Origin of the sequence: Streptomyces parvus, from assembly GCF_032121415.1 — a bacterium.
Lineage (GTDB): Bacteria > Actinomycetota > Actinomycetes > Streptomycetales > Streptomycetaceae > Streptomyces > Streptomyces globisporus_A.
On the sequence record NZ_CP135079.1, the window covers coordinates 262,587 to 283,238 of the forward strand.

17 protein-coding genes, 2 pseudogenes and 1 riboswitch are annotated in these 20,652 nt (G+C 73.2%); of the genes and pseudogenes, 7 read left to right on the plus strand and 12 right to left on the minus strand.

Going from position 1 to position 20,652, the window contains the following annotated elements; genetic code table 11:
• Window positions 1-374: 374 nt before the first annotated feature.
• From RNL97_RS02120 to RNL97_RS02140, 5 genes are all read right to left on the minus strand, one after another.
• Entirely contained in the window at window positions 375-1,415 is a 1,041-nt protein-coding gene (locus tag RNL97_RS02120; protein WP_030587043.1) for an NAD(P)-dependent alcohol dehydrogenase, read from the minus strand.
• 87 nt (window positions 1,416-1,502) lie between these two features.
• Complete coding sequence (locus RNL97_RS02125; protein ID WP_030587046.1) at window positions 1,503-2,315, minus strand: SDR family NAD(P)-dependent oxidoreductase; 813 nt, start codon at window positions 2,313-2,315, stop codon at window positions 1,503-1,505.
• Window positions 2,312-2,971, minus strand: a complete 660-nt coding sequence (locus RNL97_RS02130; protein ID WP_030587049.1) for a TetR family transcriptional regulator — start codon at window positions 2,969-2,971, stop codon at window positions 2,312-2,314. Before RNL97_RS02130 ends, RNL97_RS02125 begins: the two co-directional genes overlap by 4 nt.
• Window positions 2,972-3,038: 67 nt before the next feature.
• The gene (locus RNL97_RS02135; protein WP_030587052.1) at window positions 3,039-4,208 is read right to left on the minus strand and encodes a PP2C family protein-serine/threonine phosphatase; all 1,170 of its coding nucleotides are present in this window, start codon (window positions 4,206-4,208) and stop codon (window positions 3,039-3,041) included.
• A 187-nt stretch (window positions 4,209-4,395) separates the two neighbouring features.
• Window positions 4,396-5,139, minus strand: coding sequence for a GNAT family N-acetyltransferase (locus tag RNL97_RS02140; protein ID WP_313750298.1), 744 nt, complete (start codon window positions 5,137-5,139; stop codon window positions 4,396-4,398).
• A 540-nt stretch (window positions 5,140-5,679) separates the two neighbouring features.
• Here RNL97_RS02140 and RNL97_RS02145 point away from each other — a divergent pair.
• The 6 genes and pseudogenes from RNL97_RS02145 to RNL97_RS02170 all read left to right on the plus strand — a co-directional run bounded on the left by RNL97_RS02145 (window position 5,680) and on the right by RNL97_RS02170 (window position 11,610).
• The gene (locus RNL97_RS02145; protein ID WP_030587058.1) at window positions 5,680-6,552 is read left to right on the plus strand and encodes an RNA polymerase sigma factor SigF; all 873 of its coding nucleotides are present in this window, start codon (window positions 5,680-5,682) and stop codon (window positions 6,550-6,552) included.
• Window positions 6,553-6,642: 90 nt separating this feature from the next.
• Window positions 6,643-7,154 (plus strand): annotated as a pseudogene (locus RNL97_RS02150) (3-hydroxyacyl-CoA dehydrogenase family protein); the annotation flags it as partial.
• A 40-nt stretch (window positions 7,155-7,194) separates the two neighbouring features.
• A pseudogene (locus RNL97_RS02155) lies at window positions 7,195-7,579 on the plus strand (thioesterase family protein).
• A gap of 176 nt (window positions 7,580-7,755) precedes the next feature.
• A complete protein-coding gene (locus tag RNL97_RS02160) occupies window positions 7,756-9,117 on the plus strand; it encodes a bifunctional o-acetylhomoserine/o-acetylserine sulfhydrylase (protein ID WP_243313103.1) in 1,362 nt (453 codons plus the stop codon).
• Between the two features lie 20 nt (window positions 9,118-9,137).
• Window positions 9,138-10,340 carry a homoserine O-acetyltransferase MetX gene (gene metX / locus RNL97_RS02165; RefSeq protein WP_243313104.1) on the plus strand — a complete coding sequence of 401 codons (1,203 nt, stop codon included), beginning with the start codon at window positions 9,138-9,140 and terminating at the stop codon, window positions 10,338-10,340.
• A 16-nt stretch (window positions 10,341-10,356) separates the two neighbouring features.
• The gene (locus tag RNL97_RS02170) at window positions 10,357-11,610 is read left to right on the plus strand and encodes a sulfite oxidase (protein ID WP_030587066.1); all 1,254 of its coding nucleotides are present in this window, start codon (window positions 10,357-10,359) and stop codon (window positions 11,608-11,610) included.
• A gap of 35 nt (window positions 11,611-11,645) precedes the next feature.
• On the opposite strand, the gene RNL97_RS02175 is transcribed toward RNL97_RS02170, so the two are convergent.
• Window positions 11,646-12,377: an adenosylcobinamide amidohydrolase gene (locus tag RNL97_RS02175; protein ID WP_374115096.1), complete on the minus strand. Its 732-nt coding sequence runs from the start codon at window positions 12,375-12,377 to the stop codon at window positions 11,646-11,648.
• Window positions 12,378-12,605: 228 nt separating this feature from the next.
• Between RNL97_RS02175 and RNL97_RS02180 the strand changes: the two genes are divergently transcribed.
• Window positions 12,606-13,652, plus strand: coding sequence for a PRC and DUF2382 domain-containing protein (locus tag RNL97_RS02180; RefSeq protein WP_030587074.1), 1,047 nt, complete (start codon window positions 12,606-12,608; stop codon window positions 13,650-13,652).
• Between the two features lie 103 nt (window positions 13,653-13,755).
• Here the strand turns inward: RNL97_RS02180 and RNL97_RS02185 are convergent, their stop codons facing one another.
• From RNL97_RS02185 to RNL97_RS02210, 6 genes are all read right to left on the minus strand, one after another.
• Entirely contained in the window at window positions 13,756-14,535 is a 780-nt protein-coding gene (locus RNL97_RS02185; RefSeq protein ID WP_030587075.1) for an ABC transporter ATP-binding protein, read from the minus strand.
• Window positions 14,532-15,617 (minus strand): FecCD family ABC transporter permease, encoded by a 1,086-nt coding sequence (locus RNL97_RS02190; protein ID WP_374115097.1) that lies wholly within the window; start codon window positions 15,615-15,617, stop codon window positions 14,532-14,534. The genes RNL97_RS02185 and RNL97_RS02190 overlap by 4 nt, the downstream gene beginning before the upstream one ends.
• A gap of 2 nt (window positions 15,618-15,619) precedes the next feature.
• The gene (locus RNL97_RS02195; protein WP_030587077.1) at window positions 15,620-16,666 is read right to left on the minus strand and encodes an ABC transporter substrate-binding protein; all 1,047 of its coding nucleotides are present in this window, start codon (window positions 16,664-16,666) and stop codon (window positions 15,620-15,622) included.
• 60 nt (window positions 16,667-16,726) lie between these two features.
• A riboswitch (cobalamin riboswitch) is annotated at window positions 16,727-16,913 on the minus strand.
• Window positions 16,914-17,030: 117 nt separating this feature from the next.
• Window positions 17,031-18,254: a beta-ketoacyl-[acyl-carrier-protein] synthase family protein gene (locus tag RNL97_RS02200; RefSeq protein WP_030587083.1), complete on the minus strand. Its 1,224-nt coding sequence runs from the start codon at window positions 18,252-18,254 to the stop codon at window positions 17,031-17,033.
• Window positions 18,251-18,526, minus strand: a complete 276-nt coding sequence (locus RNL97_RS02205) for an acyl carrier protein (RefSeq protein ID WP_030587086.1) — start codon at window positions 18,524-18,526, stop codon at window positions 18,251-18,253. Before RNL97_RS02205 ends, RNL97_RS02200 begins: the two co-directional genes overlap by 4 nt.
• Before the next feature lie 94 nt (window positions 18,527-18,620).
• Complete coding sequence (locus RNL97_RS02210) at window positions 18,621-20,633, minus strand: acyl-CoA dehydrogenase family protein (RefSeq protein WP_313751599.1); 2,013 nt, start codon at window positions 20,631-20,633, stop codon at window positions 18,621-18,623.
• Between the last annotated feature and the right edge of the window lie 19 nt (window positions 20,634-20,652).

Consider the following 20,652-nt stretch of genomic DNA (forward strand, 5'->3'; position numbering starts at 1 on the left):
GCACGGAAGCGCGGCGGGAGCGGGGCGTGGATGCCGGACGGCGAAGGGACGGCGGCGGGCGCGCGGGGGTGACGTCGAGGTCACCGGGACATCGTCACGAGGACCGTGGCACCGGGGCGTCTCTCTGGGACGCGCGGTGCGGCGCGCTGCGGCCGTCCGGGCCGGGAATCAGCGGAAGAAGTAGAAGCGGTACGAACCCATGTCGCCCAGTCTAGGGCCGGGCGGGCCCCCCGTGCCGGGAATTCTCCGGCCGCCCCGACCACGCGCCCGTCGGCCGGTCCTGCCCGTCCCCATGCCCGACGGGCCCGTGCCCCCAGCCGTCGGACCCGGGTGGCTGCCACCCGGGTCCGAGGCGGGGACGGGCGACGGGGAGTTCAGCCGTTGGGCAGGATGACGGCCCGGCCGTTGATCCTGCCGTCGTGGAGGCGCTCGTACGCCAGCGGGGCCTCGTCGAGGGAGTACGTCTCCACGTGCACGTCCACCGCTCCCGCGTGGGCCAGGTCGAGGACCTCGGCGAGCTCCTTGCGCGAGCCCCAGTAGGGAGCGCAGACATTGGCCCCGTACGGGAGCGTCCCGAAGCCGACCGGGAGCACGCCGCCGCCGATGCCCACGATGGTGACGTCGCCGTCCACGCGGGCGACGGCTCCGGCGGTCTGCACGGTGGGCGGCGCTCCGACGAAGTCGAGGACCACGTGGGCGCCGAGGCCGCCGGTCAGTTCGAGGACGCGGGCGGCCGCCTTCTCGTCGGAGAGGACCGCCTCGTGCGCACCGACGGTCCTGGCCAGGGCGAGCTTGTCCTCGGTGACGTCGAGGGCGACCACCCGGGCTGCCGTCATGGCGCGCAGCAGCTGGATCGCGACGTGGCCGAGGCCGCCGGTGCCGATGACGACGGCGGTGGAACCGGGCACGAGCTTCGCCAGGGAGCGCACGATCGCGTGGTACGGAGTGAGTCCGGCGTCGGTGAGAGGCACCGTCTTCACCGGGTCGAGACCGCCGATCGGGACGAGGTGGCGGGGGTTGTCGACGATCATGTACTCGGCCATCGCGCCCGGGGCGCCGAGGCCGGGCGGCATGATGCCGAGCTCCTTGGCGCGCAGGCAGTAGTTCTCCTTGCCCTCGGCGCAGTTCACGCAGGTGCCGCAGCCCCAGGGGCCGTACACCGCGACGGAGTCGCCGACCGCGAGGCCGTCGACGCCGTCACCGAGCCCGGCGACCGTGCCGACGCCCTCGTGGCCCAGGGTGAGGGGCAGGGGGAAGGGAATCTGGTCGGCGGGCCAGCTCATCACGGCGATGTCGGAGTGGCAGACACCGGCGGCGGTGACCTTCAGCAGGACCTGGCCGGGGCCGGGCTCGGGATCCGGGACCGTGACCACCTCGGGGGCGGCGCCGACGGCTCGGTACTGAACGGCTCTCATGGGTCTCCTCGCTTCTTCCTTGTCCTCGCCGACCCCCGTGTTCCTTTGTCGCCCTCGTGTCCCCCGTCCGCCACTCGGGGGACTCGGTCACGGGGCGGAGTAGCCGCCGTCCACCAGGTGGTAGCTGCCGTGGATGAAGGAGGCCTTGTCGGAGAGCAGGAAGGCGGCGAGTTCGGCGACCTCCTCGGCGGTCCCGAGGCGTCCGGCCGGGTGCAGGGAGACCAGGTGCTCGCGGGCCGCCGGGTCGGTGTTCCGCAGGAGCGGGGTGTCGATGAAGCCCGGGCCGACCGCGTTGATCCGGACGTTCCGGGCGGCGTATTCGAGCGCCGCGGTCTTGGTGAGGCCGACGACGCCGTGCTTGGCCGCGACGTACGCGGGCGAGCCCGCGAAGCCGTTGGTGCCGAGGATGGACGACATGTTCACGATCGCGCCGCCGCCCGCCGCGACGATGGCGGGCAGTTCGTAGCGCATGGAGTGGAAGACGCCGCTGAGGTTGGTGGCGACGACGCGGTTCCAGTCCTCGACCGGATACTCACCGGTGGGACTGCTCGGGCCCGCGATGCCGGCGTTGTTCACGGCCAGATGGAGGGCGCCGAAGGTGTCCACGGCGAACCGCACGCCCGCCTCCACGGAGGCCGGGTCGGTGACGTCCATCGCGACGGCGGCGGCCCCGGCTCCGGAGCGTTCCAGCTCGGCGGCGGCCTTGCGCGCGTTCTCCTCGTCGTAGTCGGCGACGACGACCGCAGCGCCGCCGGCGGCGAGCCGCCGGGCCAGGGCGAGGCCGATGCCGGAGGCGCCGCCGGTGACGAGGGCCGTGCGGCCCGCGAACTCCGCCGAGGCCGAGGCCGCGTCCGTGTTCGCGTTCGTCTCCGTGGGGGTGGAGCTGTGTTCGGTGCTCATGAGGTTGCCTCTGTTTCCGCTTCTTCTCTTGCTTCTGCTGCTTCTTCGGCCGTTTCCGCCAGTGCGTCGAAGGCTTCGGCGACCCGTTCGGGCAGGGCGTCCGGACGGCCCCCGCGCACCCAGGCGGCCTGGGCCGCGAGCAGCGCGCCCGCTCCGGCGGCGACGGTCACGGCGGGCCGGATGTCCTGCCCGGGGTCGACGCCGAGCCGGTCCGCGACGATGGCGATCGAGTCCTCCTGGGCGTCCACCCGGATGTGGTGGAAGACGGCGTAGAGCGTCGGTTCCTCCTCGGCCACCACCAGCAGCTCGAAGATCCGGGGGCGGCGGTGCCAGGCCTCCGCCCCGGGGTCGGCGAGCCAGTCGACGACGGCCCGCCGGTAGGCGACGAGCGGGGGTTCCGCGGCCGGGCGGGCGCGCAGGGCCGCGTTGATGCGGTCGCCGTCGCCCCGCAGGGAGTCGAGGGCGGCGGCCTCCTTGCTCGGGAAGTACCGGCTGAACGTACGGCGGTCGACGTCCGCGGCTTCCGCGATCTCCTCGACCGTCACGTTCCGCAGCCCCCGGTCGAGCACGAGCTCGAACGCGGCCTGCGCCAGGGTGTCGCGGGTGCGGCGCGCCTTGCGGCTGCGCCGTTCCGGGATCTTCCGTTCCGGAGTCATACATGCACCGTACACCTGAAAATGTCCCCACGGGACATCCGTCTCGTGGGGACATCGGAAGGCAGTGTCAGATTGTGGCCGCGGGGGCGCGGCGCAGGGCCAGCGCGGCGACGTCGTCGCGCCGGATGCCGCCGGAGAACTCCTCCAGGTCGTCATGGAGCGCGTCGAGCAGCTCGCGCGGGCCGTGCCCGGCCCAGGCCCCGACCCGCTCGTCCAGCGGGTAGAAGGCGCCCGCGGCGTCGCGGGCCTCGGTCACCCCGTCGGTGACGACGAGCAGCGTCGCGCCCCGCGGGAAGTCGAAGGACTCGGCCGCACGGGCCTCCCGGCTGAGTCCGGCGAGGCCGAGCGGCACGGAGGTCCGGTGGAGCGTGACGGCCGAGGTCCGGCCGTCGTGCAGCAGGCGCGGCGCCAGATGGCCGCAGTTCACGGCCTCCACCCGGCCACTTTCGTCGAACCCGAGCACGAGCGCGGTCACGAAGCGTTCGACCTCGCCGGTCTGGGCGGAGAACTCGTTGTGCCGGACGACCGCGTCCTCCAGCGCCTGGACCACTCCGGTGAGCGTGGGTTCACGGACCGCCGCCTCACGGAACGCGGCGATGGCCGCGAATCCGACGCCGATGGCCGCGAGCCCCTTGCCCTGGACGTCCCCGATGATCACCCGGGTCCCGTACGGGGACTCGACGACCTCGTAGATGTCTCCGCCGACGAAGCGGTCCTCCTCGATCGGCTCGTAGAGTCCGTACGCGAAGACGTGGTCGGTCACGACGGGCAGCGGCCGCAGGATCTGGCGCTGCAGGGTGACGGCGGCGGAGCGCAGCCGCGCCATCTCGGTGGCGTGCCGGATGCGCGCCGCGCAGGCGGCGACCCCGAGGGCGCAGGCCAGTACGGCGAAACCGATGCCGAAGACGAAGTCCCAGAAAGTGCCGTCCGCGCCGACCCGGAAGCCGACGACGACCGTGGTGATCCACACCGCCACCCAGATGGTCTGGCGGAGGCTGCAGTAGACGGAGGCCAGTGCCGGGACGACCACGAGCAGGGGCACGACCCGCAGGTCGTTGCCCGTCCTGACGTCGAGGAAGACGACCAGCAGGGTCAGCAGGATCAGCCCGCCGACCAGCGCCCAGTTGCCGATACGGCCCTGGGACACCGCCGCGATGCTCGCGTCAGGGCCCTGTACGGCACCGCCCCGGTGCCGTACAGGGCCATGCTTCTTCGGCGTCTGTGGCTTCTGTGCCATGTCCAGCAACCTCATGGGCACGGCCTGTCCTCCCGCTGGTGCCTCGGCGCCGCCCGCAGTTTCGGCCGGTCCCTTCCAGTTGACCCGGAAGCGGACCCGCGCACAGGAGGCCTTGGGACCCCGAGGGGGTGCCGAAGGTCCCGTCCGGGACTTCCGGCCCGGGACCTCGGCCCCGGGCCGGGGGGCCTCAGGTCCCGCGCGCCGGGGGCAACGTGGCGGGGACGAGGGCGGAGAGGAATTCCGTACGCCGTCGGAGCCGGAAGCCGAGGGACTCGTAGAGCCGGATGGCGCCGGTGTTGGAGGCGGAGGCGTGCAGGAACGGGGTCTCGCCGCGCTCCCGGATCCCGTGTGCGACCGCCAGGACCAGCCGGCTCGCCAGCCCCTGCCCCCGAACGGCCTCGTCCGTGCAGACGCCGCTGATCTCGGTCCAGCCGGGCGGGTGCAGCCGCTCCCCCGCCATCGCCACCAGAGCGCCGCCCCGCCGGATACCCAGGTACGTGCCCAGCTCGACCGTGCGCGGCAGGAAGGGGCCGGGGCGGGTGCGCGCCACCAGATCCAGCATGTCCGGCACGTCCCGCGGGCCGAGCCGGACCGCCTCCGGTTCGGGCGCGGCGTCCACCGCCGCGTCGACCAGTTGGACGCCGCCGGCCCGGAAGACGATCTCCCAGTCGGGCGGTGGCGGCGCCTGGAACGCGGCCAGGGCGACGGAGCCGCCCGGCCCGGCGAGCGCCGCGAGATCGGCCCAGTCCTGGGCGTCCGGGGCGTCGGGAAGCGCGATCCAGGGGGTGACGTCGACGGGATAGCGCAGGACCCGCCCACGGCTCTCGGCGAAGTGGGCGTGCGGGCCGGTGAGGGAGGACCGGGCGGGGGCGTCCAGCGGGTGGAGCCGGGAAAGGGCATCGGTCCGGGGCCGGGTGCCGTTCTGGGTCATGGTCTCCTCGGTCTCGTTCCGTACAACGCGCGGTTTCCTCGGCCACGGGTGCCCGGCCTCCTGAGCTGCGCACCCGCCGGAGGAAAGCCCAGGGGACGCGGCGGGTATTCCGCCAGGCGAATCTGTTCACGGCCCCGCAATCATCGGGAGGCGTGAGGAGGCGTCTCGGCGCGTGCCCGCACCCGGACGAGCGGCGAAAACGACTCATCCCTAGGCCAATACGTGCCGGTGCGGTCCCAACGGCCGCCCGCCTGTGGCACTCTGGTGGCGACCGCCCCACCGGGCTCCCCCGTACCGGTGGGGCGGTTCTTCGTACCTCCACGCTCACGCCCCTCACGTGCGGTCCGCAACGGGCGCCCGCCACTCGCGCCTCTCGGGCGGCCGGGCGTGACGGTTCCTCAGGGCCGAACCAAGCGCGTTTCCGGCCAACTCGATCCGTGTGGCCAGATCAACTCCCCGCGCGACGCATGAGAGCCGCACGGCCGGGAAGGCGAACAGGCCTCAGGGCTACGAACCAGGAACCAGGGAGCGTGAAGCCACATGACCGTGCAGACCGCGCAGACCGTCGGTGCGGAGCGGACGGGCACCACCGAAGAGCTTCCGTGGATCGAGGATGCCGGGAAGATCGCCCCGCTGGACGCGCGTCGGCTCTCGCGTCTCTTCTTCGACCGCCTCCAGGTCCTGGAGGAGGGCACGCACGAGTACCAGTACGCGCGCAACACCCTCATCGAGATGAACCTGTCCCTCGTCCGCTTCGCCGCCAACCGCTTCCGCAACCGGGGCAGCGGCGACATGGAGGACATCGTCCAGGTCGGCACCATCGGACTGATCAAGGCGATCGACCGCTTCGACCTCTCCCGGGAGGTCGAGTTCACGTCGTTCGCCGTGCCGTACATCGTCGGGGAGATCAAGCGGTTCTTCCGTGACACGAGCTGGGCCGTGCACGTGCCGCGGCGCCTGCAGGAGCTGCGGGTCGAACTCGCCAAGGCGAAGGAGTCCCTGGCCGGCGTCCTCGACCGGGACCCCACGGTGAAGGAGCTGGCGGAGTACCTGGGGATCGAGGAGTCCGAGGTCACGGAGGGGATCGTCGCCTCCAACGGCTATACGGCGGGCTCCCTGGACATGCCGACCGATACCGCGGAGGCCGCGCCCGGCCAGACCGCCGGACGGACCTTCGCCGATGTGCTGGGCGATCCGGACCCCGCCATGGAGACCGTGGAGAACCTCCACGCCCTCGCTCCCCTGCTGGACGAGCTGGACGAGCGGGAGCGCCGGATCATCGACATGCGCTTCGGCCAGGAGATGACCCAGGCGCAGATCGGCGCGGAGCTCGGGATATCGCAGATGCACGTCTCCCGGCTGCTGAGCCGGATGCTGGGCAAGCTGCGGAGCGGGATGCTCGCCGAGGAGTGACCCCCGCGGGGCGAACAGGCGGCAGGAGGGGTGTTGCGGTTCTGACTGATGGATCAGTCAGAACCGCAACACCCCTCTTCTTGCAAGCGATACAACCCGCCCTACCTCATCCCCCTGGTCGAGGTCGTCGGCGGTGAACGGACGGACTCCGCCGCGGTGGAATGGGCCTCGCGCTTCTACGAGGTCGCGGGCAAGTCCGTGATCACCATGGACCGCGAGGTGCCCGGCTTCATAGCCAACCGGCTCCAGGAGGCCCTGTGGCGCGAAGCGCTGCACATGGTCGCCAACGGAGAGGCGACGGTGGCGGTGATCGACGCGTCGATCACCGAGGGACCGGGGCTCGCTGGGCCGTGATGGGGCCGATGCTCACGTTCGCGCTCGCGGGCGGCGAGGGCGGGATGGCCCACATGCTCGACCACTTCGGCCCGTCGCTGAAGTCACCCTGGACCCGGCTCGAAGCACCCGAGCTGGACCGGGCCCTCTACGAGGCGGTGGTGGCCGGCTGCGACGAGGCCGCGGACGGCCGGAGCATCGCGGACCTGGTCGCCGAACGCGACCGGGGCGTCATCGACCTCCTGCGGGCGACAGGCCGCCTGCCCCGTACCGCCGGGGAGCCGACAGCCCACGCACGAGGAAACGGACGTGGCCGAGGACGTCGACACGTCGCTCCCGCTGTTCCACCGGACCGTCCGGCCGGAGTGGATCGACTACAACGGCCGTATGAGCGAGGCGTTCTACGTCCTGGTCTTCGGGTACGCCACCTCGCCGTCCGACCCGGCTGTTGGGCGTGGACGCGAAGAAGGCGCGCTTCTGCCACGAGCTGTACGTGGTCGGCGCCCCCGACGACGTACCGGAGCCGGAGGCCGTCCCGGTGGCGACGACCGAACTGCCGGCGCTCCATGTGGGCCAACGGGCGGGCCGCACCGCCACGTTCCCGAACTCCGTACGGGAGCGGCTGGCCTCGCTCGTCGAGCCCGCGCCCGCGTGGGCGGGCCGTTCGATCGCCGAGGTCCCGGCCGTCCGCTGAACGCGCCTGCCATGCCCCCACCCCACGGCTGGGGCATGGCGTGCGCGTTGCCGCCGTATTGCGGTCCATGACGGGCCGTTGCGGGTTCGTGGCCAGGAGGGCGACACGCTTCCGAGGGTGCCGAGCGCGTCCTACGGTCCGTATTCAGCCCGTCACCGCCCCGTGCGAGGAACCACATGAGCCAGCCCCTCGACTCCGCCACCGCAGGCCACGCCCCCGAGGACCAGGACCGGCAGGACCCCGGCGCCGCCTGGTCGTTCGAGACCAAGCAGATCCACTCCGGCGCAGCGCCGGATCCGGCGACCGGCGCCCGCGCGGTGCCGATCTACCAGTCGACGTCCTTCGTCTTCCGCGATACGCAGCACGCGGCCGACGTGTTCTCGCTGGCCGAGCCGGGCAACATCTACACCCGCATCCACAACCCCACCCAGGACGTCCTGGAGCAGCGTGTCGCCGCGCTGGAGGGCGGGATCGCCGCCGTGGCGCTGGCCTCGGGGCAGGCCGCCGAGACGCTGGCGATCCTGACGCTCGCCGGGGCCGGGGACCACGTCGTGTCCTCACCGTCGCTGTACGGCGGCACGTACAACCTCTTCCGCCACACGCTTCCCCGCTTCGGCGTCGAGGTGACGTTCGTCGAGGACCCGGAGGACCTGGCGGCGTGGCAGGCGGCGGTCCGGCCGAACACGAAGGCGTTCTTCGCCGAGACACTCGGCAATCCACGCGGCGACGTGCTGGACGTCCGGGCCGTCGCGGACACCGCGCACGAGGCCGGGGTGCCGCTCATCGTCGACAACACCGTGCCCACGCCGTATCTGCTCCGGCCTATCGAGCACGGCGCGGACATCGTGGTCCACTCGGCGACCAAGTTCCTCGGCGGGCACGGCACGACGATCGGCGGCGTGGTCGTGGACGCCGGTACGTTCGACTTCGGGGCGCACGCCGAGCGTTTCCCCGAGTTCCACGAGCCGGACCCCAGCTATCACGGGCTGCGTTACTGGCCGGACCTCGGCCCGAGCGCGTTCGCGGTGAAGCTCCGGGTGCAACTGCTGCGCGACCTGGGGCCCGCGCTCTCGCCGCACTCGGCCTTCCTGCTGCTCCAGGGCATCGAGACGCTGAGCCTGCGGCTGGAGCGGCACACCTCCAACGCGCTGGAGCTCGCCCGCTGGCTGGAGCGGCGCGACGAGGTGGCGGCCGTGCACTACGCGGGTCTGGAGTCGAACCGCTGGTACGAGGCCGGGCAGCGGTATCTGCCGCGCGGGGCCGGGGCCGTGCTGGCCTTCGAGCTGAAGGGCGGGGCCGAAGCGGGCCGGCAGTTCGTGGACGCGGTCGGACTCTTCAGCCACCTCGCCAACATCGGGGACGTACGCAGCCTGATCATCCACCCGGCCTCCACCACGCACAGCCAGCTCACCGAGGAGCAGCTGGTCGCCACCGGCGCCACGCCCGGCCTCGTACGGCTGTCGGTGGGGCTGGAGAACGTGGACGACCTCAAGGCCGACCTGGAGGCGGGTTTCCGGGCGGCGAAGGCGGCGTCCTGAACCGGAAGGACCCGTACCGCGTGCCCCCTCTCCCGTCGGCCTCCGGCGGCCGACGGGAGGGGGATCCGCCCGGTCGTCGCCGCTGGGCGGCGATCGAGGACCCGCTGCCCCTGGAATCCGGAACCGGGCTGCCGGGGGTGCGCCTGGCGTACGAGACCTGGGGGCAGCGGGCGGCGGACGGGTCCAACGCCGTGCTGGTGCTGCACGCGCTGACGGGCGACAGCCATGTGGCCGGTCCCGCCGGTCCGGGGCATCCGACGCCCGGCTGGTGGGACGCGCTCGTCGGTCCGGGCCGGGCGCTCGACACCGACCGCTGGTTCGTCGTCGCACCCAACGTCCTCGGCGGCTGCCGGGGCAGCACCGGCCCGTCCTCCCCCGGGCCCGACGGCAGACCCTGGGGGTCCCGGTTCCCGTATCTGAGCGTGCGGGACCAGGTGACGGCGGAGGCGGCCCTCGCCGATGTGCTGGGCATCGACCGGTGGGCGGCCGTCATCGGCGGGTCGATGGGCGGCATGCGGGCCCTGGAATGGGCGGTGAGCAGGCCCGAGCGCACCGGTTCGCTGCTCGTGCTCGCCGCCCCTGCGGCTGCCTCCGCCGACCAGATCGCCTGGGGTTCGGTGCAGCTCGGCGCGATCCGCTCCGACCCGGGGTGGCGGGGCGGCGACTACCACCGGGCGCCCCCGGGCGAAGGACCGCACCGGGGCCTCGGGCAGGCGCGCCGCATCGCCCACATCACGTACCGGAGCGCACCCGAGCTGGACTCCCGTTTCGGCGGTGAGGCGCAGCCCGGGGAGGAGCCCGCCCACGGCGGCCGCTACCGGGTGGAGTCCTATCTCGACCACCACGCGGGCAAGCTGGTGCGCCGGTTCGACGCCGGAAGCTATGTGACGCTCACCGAGGCGATGAACGGCCACGACGTCGGCCGGGGCCGGGGCGGGATCGCCCGCGCCCTGAGCCGCGCGGAGCTGCCCGCCCTGGTCGCGGGCGTCGACTCGGACCGGCTGTACCCCCTGGGCCAGCAGGAACGTCTTGCCGCCCTGCTGCCCGGGGCGGACGCCGCGCACACCATCGCCTCGCCGCGCGGGCACGACGGCTTCCTCATCGAGACGGACCAGGTGGGCGCGCTCGTACGGGAGTTGCTCGCGCGGGCACCGCTGCCACGGCCGGGCGCCGCCCCCGCCCCCGCCCCTTCTCCGTCTTCCCCCTCTCCCTACGTCACCTGACCCGCGAGGAGCAGCCATGAGCCCGGTTCCGACCGAGGACGCCTACGACCGGATACGGATGCGGCAGTGGTCGCGCGGCCGAGCACGTTCCTCCGGGATCGACCGCCGCGATCTGCTGAAACTCGTCGCGGCGGCATCCGCGGCCGTGCCGCTGGCCTCCGTCGCCGCACCGGCCCGCGCGGCCGACGGGCTGCCCGGCGTGGTCAAGCCGCTGCCTCCGGAGCTGTTCACGCTGCGCGGCACCAACGCCGAGACGAACTTCGCCGCCCTGCGCGACACCGGGCTGCTCACCCCCGCCGACCGGTTCTTCGTCCGCAACCACACCGCCACCCCGCGCATCGACCGGGCCGACTGGAAACTGACGGTGTGGGGGGACGGGCTGTGTGGCGGCCCGGTGGACTTCACCTTCGCGGATCTGCTGGCCCTGCCGCAGGTGACCCGTACCGCGTTCGTGGAGTGCGCGGGCAACGGCCGCAGTTACTTCACCTCGCAGCAGGGCCAGGCGGTCAGCGGCACCGCGTGGACGCTCGGGGCGATCGGAACGGCTCGCTGGCGCGGGGTGCGGCTGGCGGACGTCCTGAGCCGGGCCGGAATCGGGCGGCACGCGGTGGACGTGCTGCCGCGCGGCCTGGACGCCGAGGCCGTCACCGACGGGGTGAACCTGGGCCGGGTGCGCCGCCCGCTGCCGGTGGCCAAGGCGCTGGACGACGTCCTGCTCGCGTACGAGATGAACGGCGAGCCGCTGCCGCCCGACCACGGCCATCCGGTCCGGCTGATCGTGCCGTCGTGGGTGGGCATCGCCAACATCAAATGGGTCGGCGACATCGAGGTGAGCGCGGAGCCGCTGCTCACCCCGTGGAACACGGGCCTCTACCGGCTGTTCGGCCCCGGGCATCCGCCGGAGGGCAGCCCGCCGCTGACCCGGCAGTCACTGAAGAGCGCGTTCGAGCTGGCGCCCGGGGCCTCGTTCCCCGCCCACCGGCGTGCGGTGCTGACCGGTCGTTCCTGGTCGGGCGGAGCGCCCGTACGGGCGGTGGAGGTCAGCACCGACGGGGGAACGCGCTGGCGGGCGGCCCGGCTGCGGGACGAGCCGCGGGCCGGGAGCTGGGTGCGGTGGACGGCCGACTGGGTGCCGAGGGAGCGGGGCCCAGCCGTGCTGCTGGCGAGGGCGACGGACCGTGCGGGGCGTACGCAGCCGGTGGTCACCGCGCACAACACCCAGGGCTATCTGTTCGACGCGGTGGTGCGGCACCCGGTGGCGGTGAGCTGAGCCCCGGCGCCCCTCGGTGGCGGGCCGGGCTCCCCTCACGGTGCCGGGCGGGCCCCGGCCAGTACGGCGCTGTGCACGGCGCGGGCGATTCGCGCACCCCAGGCGGAGCGGGGTCCGGCGAAGGGTGCGCCGCCGTCGGGCCCCGGTTCGGGGGCGGCGACGCACACGGCGTCGGTCGGCGTGCCCGAACAGTCGAGTCCGGCGTCCAGGAGCGCCTGGACCTTGGCCTCGGTGGCGGTGGCGACGGCGTTGACGAGGGCGGCGTCGGAGAGCGCGGCGGGCAGGATGACGACGATGTTGACCGTCCCGGGCCGGAACGGGACCGCCGGAACACCCGCGGCGATCTCCGGGGCCGCCGCCCAACCCCGTACGCCGAGGCCTGCCGTGACGGTCGCCGTGACGCCGCCGTCCCGGGCGGTCGTGTGCGCGGCGACGTCGGCGGCGGTCATCAGCCCGGCGCCGGGCCCCGTGAGCCCTTCCGCTGCGGCGATCTCGGCGAGGTGGCGGTCCGGGTCGAGGCGCGGGTAGCCACCGGGGACCTGCGCGTTGAGGATCCAGGCCCGGGGGCCGAGGCCCCCGCCGAGGACCGCGCTGCTGCATACCCGCGCGCCCGGCCCCAGCCGCCATACGAGGTGGTGGAGGTGCTGCCCGTCCTCGCGCCGGGCGCGCAGTTCACCGCGTTGCGCGGGAAGCCCGAGACGTACGGAAGAGATGGCGCACCCCTGGTGGCTCGGCGGGTCGGCGGTGGTCCGGCCTGTGGCCGCCACGGTTCTCCGATCCTATGCGAGCCCCGGCGGCTCACCCGATTGGCCTAACGGGTTCCGGAGTGGCCCGGTGCCGTCGTACGGGGCCGGAGCCCCGTACCGGGCTTCCGGGAGCCGCGATCCGGGCGGGCGGGCGGTTGCAGCGTCCATGCGGGTGAGGCGCGATGGAATCCGGACGCGCCACCTCCGGTGGAGCCAGCCACAGGGCGTGCCCGAGAGGAGGAATCGGTTATGGGAGCCGCTGACGGTTTCACGGATTCCGGAGAACTCGACGGTCTGACCGTGTACGACAACGACGGCGAGAAGGTCGGCAGCGTGGGCCGGGTGTACGTCGACGACGACACCGGCAAGCCCGACTGGGTCACGGTCAAGACCGGCCTGTTCGGTATGAAGGAGAGCTTCGTCCCGCTCGCCGGAGCCCGTCGAGTGGGTTCCGACCTGCATGTCGCCCATCCGAAGGAGAGCGTCAAGGACGCACCCCGGGTGGACGCGGACGCGCACCTCTCCGTGGCCGAGGAGGAGGAGCTGTACCGGCACTACGGCCTGAGCCGGAAGACCGGCAATCTCGGTGAGAACCGGCCGGGCGGCATGGACGCGCCGACCGTCGCCGGAACCGGGGCGATGGGCGCGGCGGGTGCCGCGGGCACGGCCCGGGGTACCGGAACGCCCCCCGGCGCCAAGGCGACCGGGAAGGCGACCACGGCCGGGACGAGCGCCGGGACGGCCGGCGCGGGAACGACAGGAGCTGCGGGCATGGCAGGATCAGGCAGCGGTACGGGCAGGCACCGCGACACGGACGCCTCCGCCACGGCGCGCCCGATGGCGGGCGCCGGTGCGGGCACGTCGCGGGCAGCCGACATGAGCGGCAAGGACGAGATGATCCGCTCCGAGGAGCAGCTGCACGTCGGCAAGGAGGAGTACGAGAGCGGCAAGGCGCGGCTGCACAAGTACGTGGTGACCGAGGAGGTCACCCGGACCGTGCCGGTCTCGCACGAAGAGGTGCGGGTGGTCCGCGAACCGCTCCAGCCCGGCGAGAAGACCACCGGGACCACGGACTTCGGCGAGCAGGACGTGGAGGTCACCCTGCACGCGGAACGCGCCACCGTACGCAAGGAGGCCGTGCCGGTGGAGCGGGTCCGGCTGGAGACCAACCGGGTCACCGAGCAGAAGGAAGTCTCCGCCGAGATCCGCAAGGAGAAGATCGACTACGCGGACGGCAAGGACATGGGCACCGGCAAGGACGCCGGTGGCGAGTTCGGCCGGGGGCGACGCCGCTGACCCGCACGACCTCAGGTGGCCGGAAGGCCGCTCCCACGTCCTCGGCCGCCGGGCGGGCTCGTTCAACGGGCCCGCCCGGCGGGCTGTCCTGCGTCGCCAGCGGTCAGCGGCGCGGCAGGAACCGTACCGAGGGGCGGCCGTCGGGACCGTCCGGGGTGACGACCGCCCGCACGCCGTAGACGTCCGCGATGCGTTCCTCGGTGATGACCTCGGCGGGGGTGCCTCCGGCGACGACGCGGCCGGCCTTCATCACGGTGATCCGGTCGCAGAACATCGCGGCCAGGTTGAGGTCGTGCAGCGCGACGACGCTGGTGACGGGGAGGCCGGCGACCAGGGCGAGCAGGTCCAGCTGGTGCTGGATGTCGAGATGGTTCGTCGGCTCGTCCAGCAGGAGTTCGCGGGGCTGCTGGGCCAGGGCGCGGGCGATCTGGACGCGTTGGCGTTCGCCGCCGGACAGGGTGTGCCAGGACTGCCCGGCGCGGTCCGTGAGCCCGGTGCGCCGCAGCGCGTCGGCGACGGCGTCCTCGTCGGTTCGGTCCGGGGCGGACCAGGCGCGCCGGTGCGGGATGCGGCCGAGGCGTACGACGTCCAGGACGCTGAGGTCGGCCTGGGTGACCGCGTGCTGGTCGACGACGGCGATCCGGCGGGCGACGGTGCGGCGGCCGAGACCGGCGAGGGGGTCGCCGTCCAGGGTGACGACGCCGGCGTCCGGGGCGAGGAGACCCGCGAGGATCCGCAGCAGGGTGGATTTTCCGGAGCCGTTGGGGCCGAGGAGCCCGACGGTGGAGCCGGGCGGCGGGGCGATGGCGACGCCGTCGAGGATGAGCCGGCCGCCCGCCTCGCGGCCGACACGGTCGGCGCGCAGGCCGGTGGAAACGCTCATGACGTGCTCCGGGTGCGGTACAGGACGAGGACGAAGGCGGGGACGCCGATCAGCGCGGTGACGACGCCGACCGGTACTTCCTGCGGGTCGAGGACGGTCCGGGCGAGGGTGTCGACCCAGACCAGGAAGACCGCCCCGGCGAGCGCGGTGACCGGGAGGAGCCGCCGGTGACCGGAGCCGGTGAGGGCGCGGGCGGCGTGCGGCAGGACCAGACCGACGAAGCCGATCGCCCCGGCGGCGCTGACCAGGGCGGCGGTCAGCAGGGCGGTGGTGCACAGCAGCACGATCCGGGTGCGGGCGACGTTCACGCCGAGCGCGGCGGCGGCGTCCTGCCCGAAGGCGAAGGCGTCGAGCGTACGGGCGTGGGCCAGGCAGATCACCAGGCAGACGGCGAGGACGGCGGAGCACAGGGCGACCTCGCTCCAGCCGACGCCGCTGAGCGAGCCGAGGAGCCAGAACAGCACCCCGCGGGTCTGCTCGGCGTCGGCGGAGGTCATCACGACGAAGGAGGTGAGGGCGGAGAAGAGCTGCATCGCGGCGACGCCGGAGAGGACGACGCGGTCGGTGGAGCCGCCGAGGGTGTGGCTGAGCAGCAGCACCAGGGCGAAGGAGAGGAGCGCCCCGACGAACGCCCCGGCCGACAGCGACACCGCTCCCCCGCCGACCCCGAGGACGACCACCATGACCGCCCCGGTGGAGGCGCCGGAGGAGACGCCGAGGACGAAGGGGTCGGCGAGCGGGTTGCGCAGCAGCGACTGCATCACCGTGCCGCACACCGCGAGCCCCGCGCCGCACACGGCGGCGAGGAGCGTACGCGGCATGCGGAGGTTCCAGATGATGCCGTCGCGGATCGGGCTGAGATCACTCGTGCCGAGCCCGAGGTGGGCGGCGACGGTGGACCAGACGTCGGGGACGGAGATCCGGGCGGGCCCGATGGTCACGGCGACCGCGACGGAGGCAACGAGGAGGAGCAGACCGCCGCCCCGGAGCAGCACGGTGAGCGGCGCCCCGGCCCGGGCCCGGCGAGCGGCGGCAGGCGGCGCGTCGGCCACCTTCGCGGCCGTACGGCTGTCCGTGCTCACCCTCACTCCGCGAGCCCGAAGTCGCGCAGTCCGGCCGCGACGCGCTCCAGCCCCTCCACGGTCCGGATGGTCGGGTTCATGGCCTGGCCGCTGAGGAGCACGTAGCGGCGGTTCCTGACGGCGTCCATCGTCTTCGTGACCGGGTTGGACTCCAGGAACTCGATCTTCTTCTCGGCGCTCTCGGCCGTCTGCGTCGTGCGGCTGAGGTCGCCGATGACCAGGACGTCGGGGTTGCGGTCGGCGACGGTCTCCCAGCTGATCTGGGGCCATTCGTCGCGGGTGTCGTCGAAGACGTTCCTCGCTCCGAGTTCCTCGGTGATGACGCCGGGGGCCCCGCAGCATCCCGCGAGGTAGGGGGCTTTGGAGTCGGAGAACCAGTAGAGGAGCGAGGTGCCGGAGGCGTCGACGCCGTCGGTCGCCCTGTCCACCCGGGCCCGGAGCTTCTTCACCAGGGCGTCGCCGCGTTCGGGGACGCCGAACACCTGGGCCAGTTCGCGTACTTCGGTGTAGACGCTGTCCATCGTCAGGGGTGCGGTGCGGGCTCCGTCACCGCTGCCGCTGTTGTCCTTGCCGACGCAGTCGGCGGGCGAGATGTAGGTCGGGACGCCGAGCTTCTCGAACTGTTCGCGCGGGGCGACGCCGCCCTTGGCGAGGGTCGAGGCGAAGGAGGCGGAGAGGAAGTCGGGCTCCATGTCCAGGACCTTCTCCGAGGAGGGCCGGTTCACCGATATCCGCTCGACGCCCGCGTTGGCCTTCTCCAGGCCCTTCATCACCGGGTCGCTCCAGGTGGCGGTGGCGGCGATCCGGTCGGCCAGGCCGAGCGAGAGGAGGATCTCGGTGGAACCCTGGTCGACGGAGACGGCCTGCCGGGGCGGGGCCTTCACCGTGACGGTGCGCCCGCAGTTCTTCAGGGTGAGCGGGAAGCCCCCGGCCTTCTTCCCGTCGGCGGCCCCGGTGCCCCCGCCCCCGCCGCAGGCGGTCAGCAGGAGGAGTCCGGCCGCGAGGAGAGCGGCGGTACGTATCGGGGCGGGGGTGGCCGTGGACAGCACGAAGGACCTCTGTGTCTCTGGGCCCAGCCGCGGAGCCCGTCGTACGGTTCCCGTGCCCCGGTGCGGGCGCGGGCGCCAGCAGGTCTTCGGACTCGGGTTCGTCCGGGCGGGACGCCTTCCCGGAGCACGCGTGTGCTCCAGTGGCCGTGGCCCCGCCCGTCCCCCTCACCGCTGCGCGTCAGTTCCGGATTCGCACCGGATTCCCTGACCCCGTCGCTGGGGTTCGACTGGCCCCGGCAAGCTATCACGTGTCTTCCCGCGGTTCGGGCGCGGTGCGGCGGGTCGTGGTCCGCGGGGCCGGTGCGGCGCGGGGTCTGCCCGCCGTACCGGCCGCGCGGGTTCCTCCGGGGCGGGCCGGGACGCCCTACGGGGCTTGGAGGGCGATGACCGCGTTCTGGCCGCCGAAGCCGAAGGAGTGGCTGACGGCACGTCGTACGGGGACCTCGCGTGGGGTCTTGGTGACGCAGTCGATGGCGAACCCGGGCTCGGGGGCGTCCAGGTTCGCGATCGGCGGGATCACCCCGTGCTGGAGCGTGAGGATCGTCAGGCCCGCCTCGATGGCGCCGGCCGCCCCCATGCAGTGGCCCAGTACGCCTTTCGGGGCGGTGACGGGCGGCCGGTGCGGGTAGGCCCGGCCGATGAGGGCGGCTTCGGTCGCGTCGCCCCGCGGGGTCGACGTGCCGTGCGCGTTGACGTGTTCGACGTCCTCGGCCCGCCAGCCCGCGTCGCGCAGCGCGGCGTCGACGGCCGCCCGCGCGACCTCCCCGGAGGGGTGCGGGCTGGTGGGGTGGTAAGCGTCGGTGGTGGCCCCGGTGCCCGCGATCAGCGCTCGGGGAAAGGCGCCGCGGGCGCGGGCTTCCTCGGCCCGTTCCAGGACCATGACGGCCGCGCCCTCGCCCATGACGATTCCGGCCCTGTCGGCGGCGAAGGGACGGCACAGGCGGGCGGGGTCGCCGTCCCGCGGTGCTGCTGCGCCGGAGCGGGCGAAGCCGGTCATGGCGACGGGGAAGACGATCGACTCGGTGGCCCCGGCGATGGCGATGTCGCACTGTCCCAGCGTCAGCATGTCCCGGGCCACCGAGAGTGCGGTCACCCCGGACGAGCAGGCCGTGCACGGGGCCAGGCTCGGCCCGGTGGCCTTCATCGCGATGGCGATCTCGGCCGCGGGCATGTTCGGGATGGTCAGCAGGATGCCCGACGGCGAGGTGGCCTCGGGGCCGCGTCGTTCCAGGGCGACGGCCTGTTCGGTGAGTCCCGCGGATCCTCCGCTGCTGGTGCCGACCACGACGGCGACCCGGGTCCCGTCCCAGTGCGCCGGGTCCAGCCCGGCGTCGGCGACCGCCTCCCGGGCGGCCAGGAGGGCGAACTTGACGTAGCGGCCCATCCGGAACGCGGACCGGCCGCCGACCGCGTCGTCGAGGTCGATGCCGGAGACCGTACAGGCGAAGTCGACGGCGCAGCCCTGCAGTTCGGGGACGGTGCGGGCGGGTGAGACGCCGGCGCGGACTCCGTCCCAGGTGGTGTCGGTGGTGTGGCCGACCGGGGTGATCATCCCCAGTCCCGTCACGGCGATGGCGGGTCGCTTCATCGGGTGTTGCTCACCGGCACGGCCGCCTCGGCCGCCGCGCTGCCGACGGCGTCGTCGATGTACGCGGAGATGTCGGCCAGCGTGGCGTCCTTGTAGAGCTTCTCGGAGTCGGCGTCGACGCCCAGGGTCTCCTTGATGATGACGGCGAACTCGGCGACCGCGAGGGAGTCCATCTCCAGGCTGTCCATGGTGGACTCCGGCAGGACCTCCTGGGCGGGCACCTTGAACGTCCCGGTCAGGACCTCGGTGATCTTGGGGTGAATGGCCTTCATGGTGATTCCTCTCATCGGGTTCGTCGAGATCGTCCGAGCGGTGGGGGAAACGGTGTTGCCCACCGCACGGAATAACTGGAAGACAATCTTCCGGTTACGCCTTCCGGTGAACCGATTCGTCTACGCTCACCTGCGGCTTCTCGAACCATCGGGAGATCACCGATGCGGTTCCCCAGTACGCCAGGAGGACCCCACGGGTGCCGAGCGCCGCGACCTTCTCGCGCAGCGGGCGCCTCCGGCTGCCGCAGACGGGCCGCCGGAACTCCGCCGCGCGGCCCCGGATTCCCGCCCCGCGGCTCCGGTGCCAGGCCCCCTCGGGGTCGTCGTAGACGTCCGCGTACCGGGGCCCGGCGATCGGCCAGTCCGACATCAGGCGCTCGGGCAGGGCGAAGCTCGCCACCAGGGCGGGGGTGTGTTCGGCCACGACGGCGGTCGCCTCCTCCACCGCGTCGGACAGAAGGGCGACCTGATCGGCGGTCAGCCGTCCGGAGGCGATCAGGTCACCGCTGTTGCGGGCGATCCACCGGAGCGCGAAGAGCCGGCGAAGCTCGGTCAGCCGTTCGCGCGCCTCTCCCCCGGGCAGGGTGGCGACGGCCTCGGCGTACGCTTCGTCCGCCTGCCGGTAGGCGTATGCCTCGACACCGCGCAGCGCCGCCGACGACGCGGCGTTCCAGCGGCCGAGCGGATCGCCGGGCGGGGCGGCGCTCATCCGCATCCGGGCGCGGGCGAACCAGAGGTCCTCGACGGCCGCGAACAGCCGGCCGAGAAAGGCGGGGTCGCCCAGGTCGCCGGGGCCGTCGTCGTCGGCCGTGTCCCGGTCGGTGGCGCTGAAGAGCATCTCGGCGGCGGCCTTGGCGTGGACGGCGAGGTTGTCGCCCTCGGCGGTGATCGCACCCTCGATGCCGGTGACCAGCTCGGTCATTCCGTTGTTCTCCAACAACCCCTGGGCTCCGCACCGTTCGCGGCATTCGACGATGACGTCGCGGGCCTGCCAGGTGATCCATCCCTTGGCGACGGCCACCAGGCGTTCCGCCTCGTCCCGGTCGGTCTCGGAGGCCGACTCCCAGCCGTCCAGGGCCCTGCGGTGCAGCAGGCTCATCGCGTAGACGGTGGCCATCGCTCCGGCCAGCGGGCCGTGGTGGGTGCGGTGCGCGTACACCGGGATCCGCCGGGCGGCACGCGACCCGGAGATCATCCGGTGGCCGGCGTAGCGGACGGCGATGGCCAGGGTGACCCGCGCGGAGCCGACCGCGCAGGCGCTCATGGAGAGCTTGCCGGGGGTGACCCGGCCGATGGAGGTGAGGAACCGCCTTCTGCGGTTGGGGACTTCGCTGTGGAACCGGCCGTCGTCCCCGATCCGCCCCTGCTGTCCGGCGAGCAGCGCCGCGCGCGGGACGAAGCAGCGGTCGAAGGAGGTCAGGCAGTGGTCGACCGGGGAGCCCATCCGGGCGGGCAGCCGCCGCACCCGGACACCGGGCAGGGCGCGGTGGGCGTCGGTGAGCGGGGCGAGGAAAAGGAAGACCCCGTGGTCGGTGCCGTCGGCGAGCAACCGGGCCGCCACGACACCGGACTTGGGACCCCCGGCCGGGCTGGTGTTGGGCATGAACTTCTGCGCCCCGGCGTGCGGGGTGTGCAGGACGAAGCCGTCGCGTTCGCGGTCGTACGTCGCGGTCGTCTCGATGGCCGCCGCGTCGTTGCCGTGCGCCACCTCCGTACAGAGGAAGGTGCCCACGCGCCGCAGGGCGAGGAAGTCCGACACGTCGCGCCGGGTGTCCGCGTCGTGGTCGAGGAGGCTGCCGAGGAAGAGGTTGTAGTGGATGCCCGCCACGGTGGTCAGCGCCGGGTCGACGGGGCCGAGCCACTCGTGGAGGGCGGCGAGCGCCCGGGGGTCGGAGGCCAGTCGAGCGCCGCTGTCGAGCGCGTTGTTGAGGATGCGCAGCCGGTGGTAGGCGAGGGCGAGCCGTTCGTCGGGGGTGCCGCCGCCGGGGCGGCGAAACGGTTCTGTAGTCAGCAGGCGGCGCCAGAATCCGTGCTCCTGGCGGAAGTTCGGCCCGAAGAGCACTGCGGTGAGCAAATCGTTCGTGGACGGCGAGGCCGCGTCGTTCATGGTTACGGTCACAACACAG

What these genes read in the sequence shown, in the direction of transcription:
- RNL97_RS02120 (WP_030587043.1), bottom strand. Translation starts at nt 1,415, where the DNA reads ATGAGAGCCGTTCAGTACCGAGCCGTCGGCGCCGCCCCCGAGGTGGTC.
- RNL97_RS02125 (WP_030587046.1), bottom strand. Translation starts at nt 2,315, where the DNA reads ATGAGCACCGAACACAGCTCCACCCCCACGGAGACGAACGCGAACACG.
- RNL97_RS02130 (WP_030587049.1), bottom strand. Translation starts at nt 2,971, where the DNA reads ATGACTCCGGAACGGAAGATCCCGGAACGGCGCAGCCGCAAGGCGCGC.
- RNL97_RS02135 (WP_030587052.1), bottom strand. Translation starts at nt 4,208, where the DNA reads ATGGCACAGAAGCCACAGACGCCGAAGAAGCATGGCCCTGTACGGCAC.
- RNL97_RS02140 (WP_313750298.1), bottom strand. Translation starts at nt 5,139, where the DNA reads ATGACCCAGAACGGCACCCGGCCCCGGACCGATGCCCTTTCCCGGCTC.
- RNL97_RS02145 (WP_030587058.1), top strand. Translation starts at nt 5,680, where the DNA reads ATGACCGTGCAGACCGCGCAGACCGTCGGTGCGGAGCGGACGGGCACC.
- RNL97_RS02160 (WP_243313103.1), top strand. Translation starts at nt 7,756, where the DNA reads ATGAGCCAGCCCCTCGACTCCGCCACCGCAGGCCACGCCCCCGAGGAC.
- RNL97_RS02170 (WP_030587066.1), top strand. Translation starts at nt 10,357, where the DNA reads ATGAGCCCGGTTCCGACCGAGGACGCCTACGACCGGATACGGATGCGG.
- RNL97_RS02180 (WP_030587074.1), top strand. Translation starts at nt 12,606, where the DNA reads ATGGGAGCCGCTGACGGTTTCACGGATTCCGGAGAACTCGACGGTCTG.
- RNL97_RS02185 (WP_030587075.1), bottom strand. Translation starts at nt 14,535, where the DNA reads ATGAGCGTTTCCACCGGCCTGCGCGCCGACCGTGTCGGCCGCGAGGCG.
- RNL97_RS02200 (WP_030587083.1), bottom strand. Translation starts at nt 18,254, where the DNA reads ATGAAGCGACCCGCCATCGCCGTGACGGGACTGGGGATGATCACCCCG.
- RNL97_RS02205 (WP_030587086.1), bottom strand. Translation starts at nt 18,526, where the DNA reads ATGAAGGCCATTCACCCCAAGATCACCGAGGTCCTGACCGGGACGTTC.
- RNL97_RS02210 (WP_313751599.1), bottom strand. Translation starts at nt 20,633, where the DNA reads ATGAACGACGCGGCCTCGCCGTCCACGAACGATTTGCTCACCGCAGTG.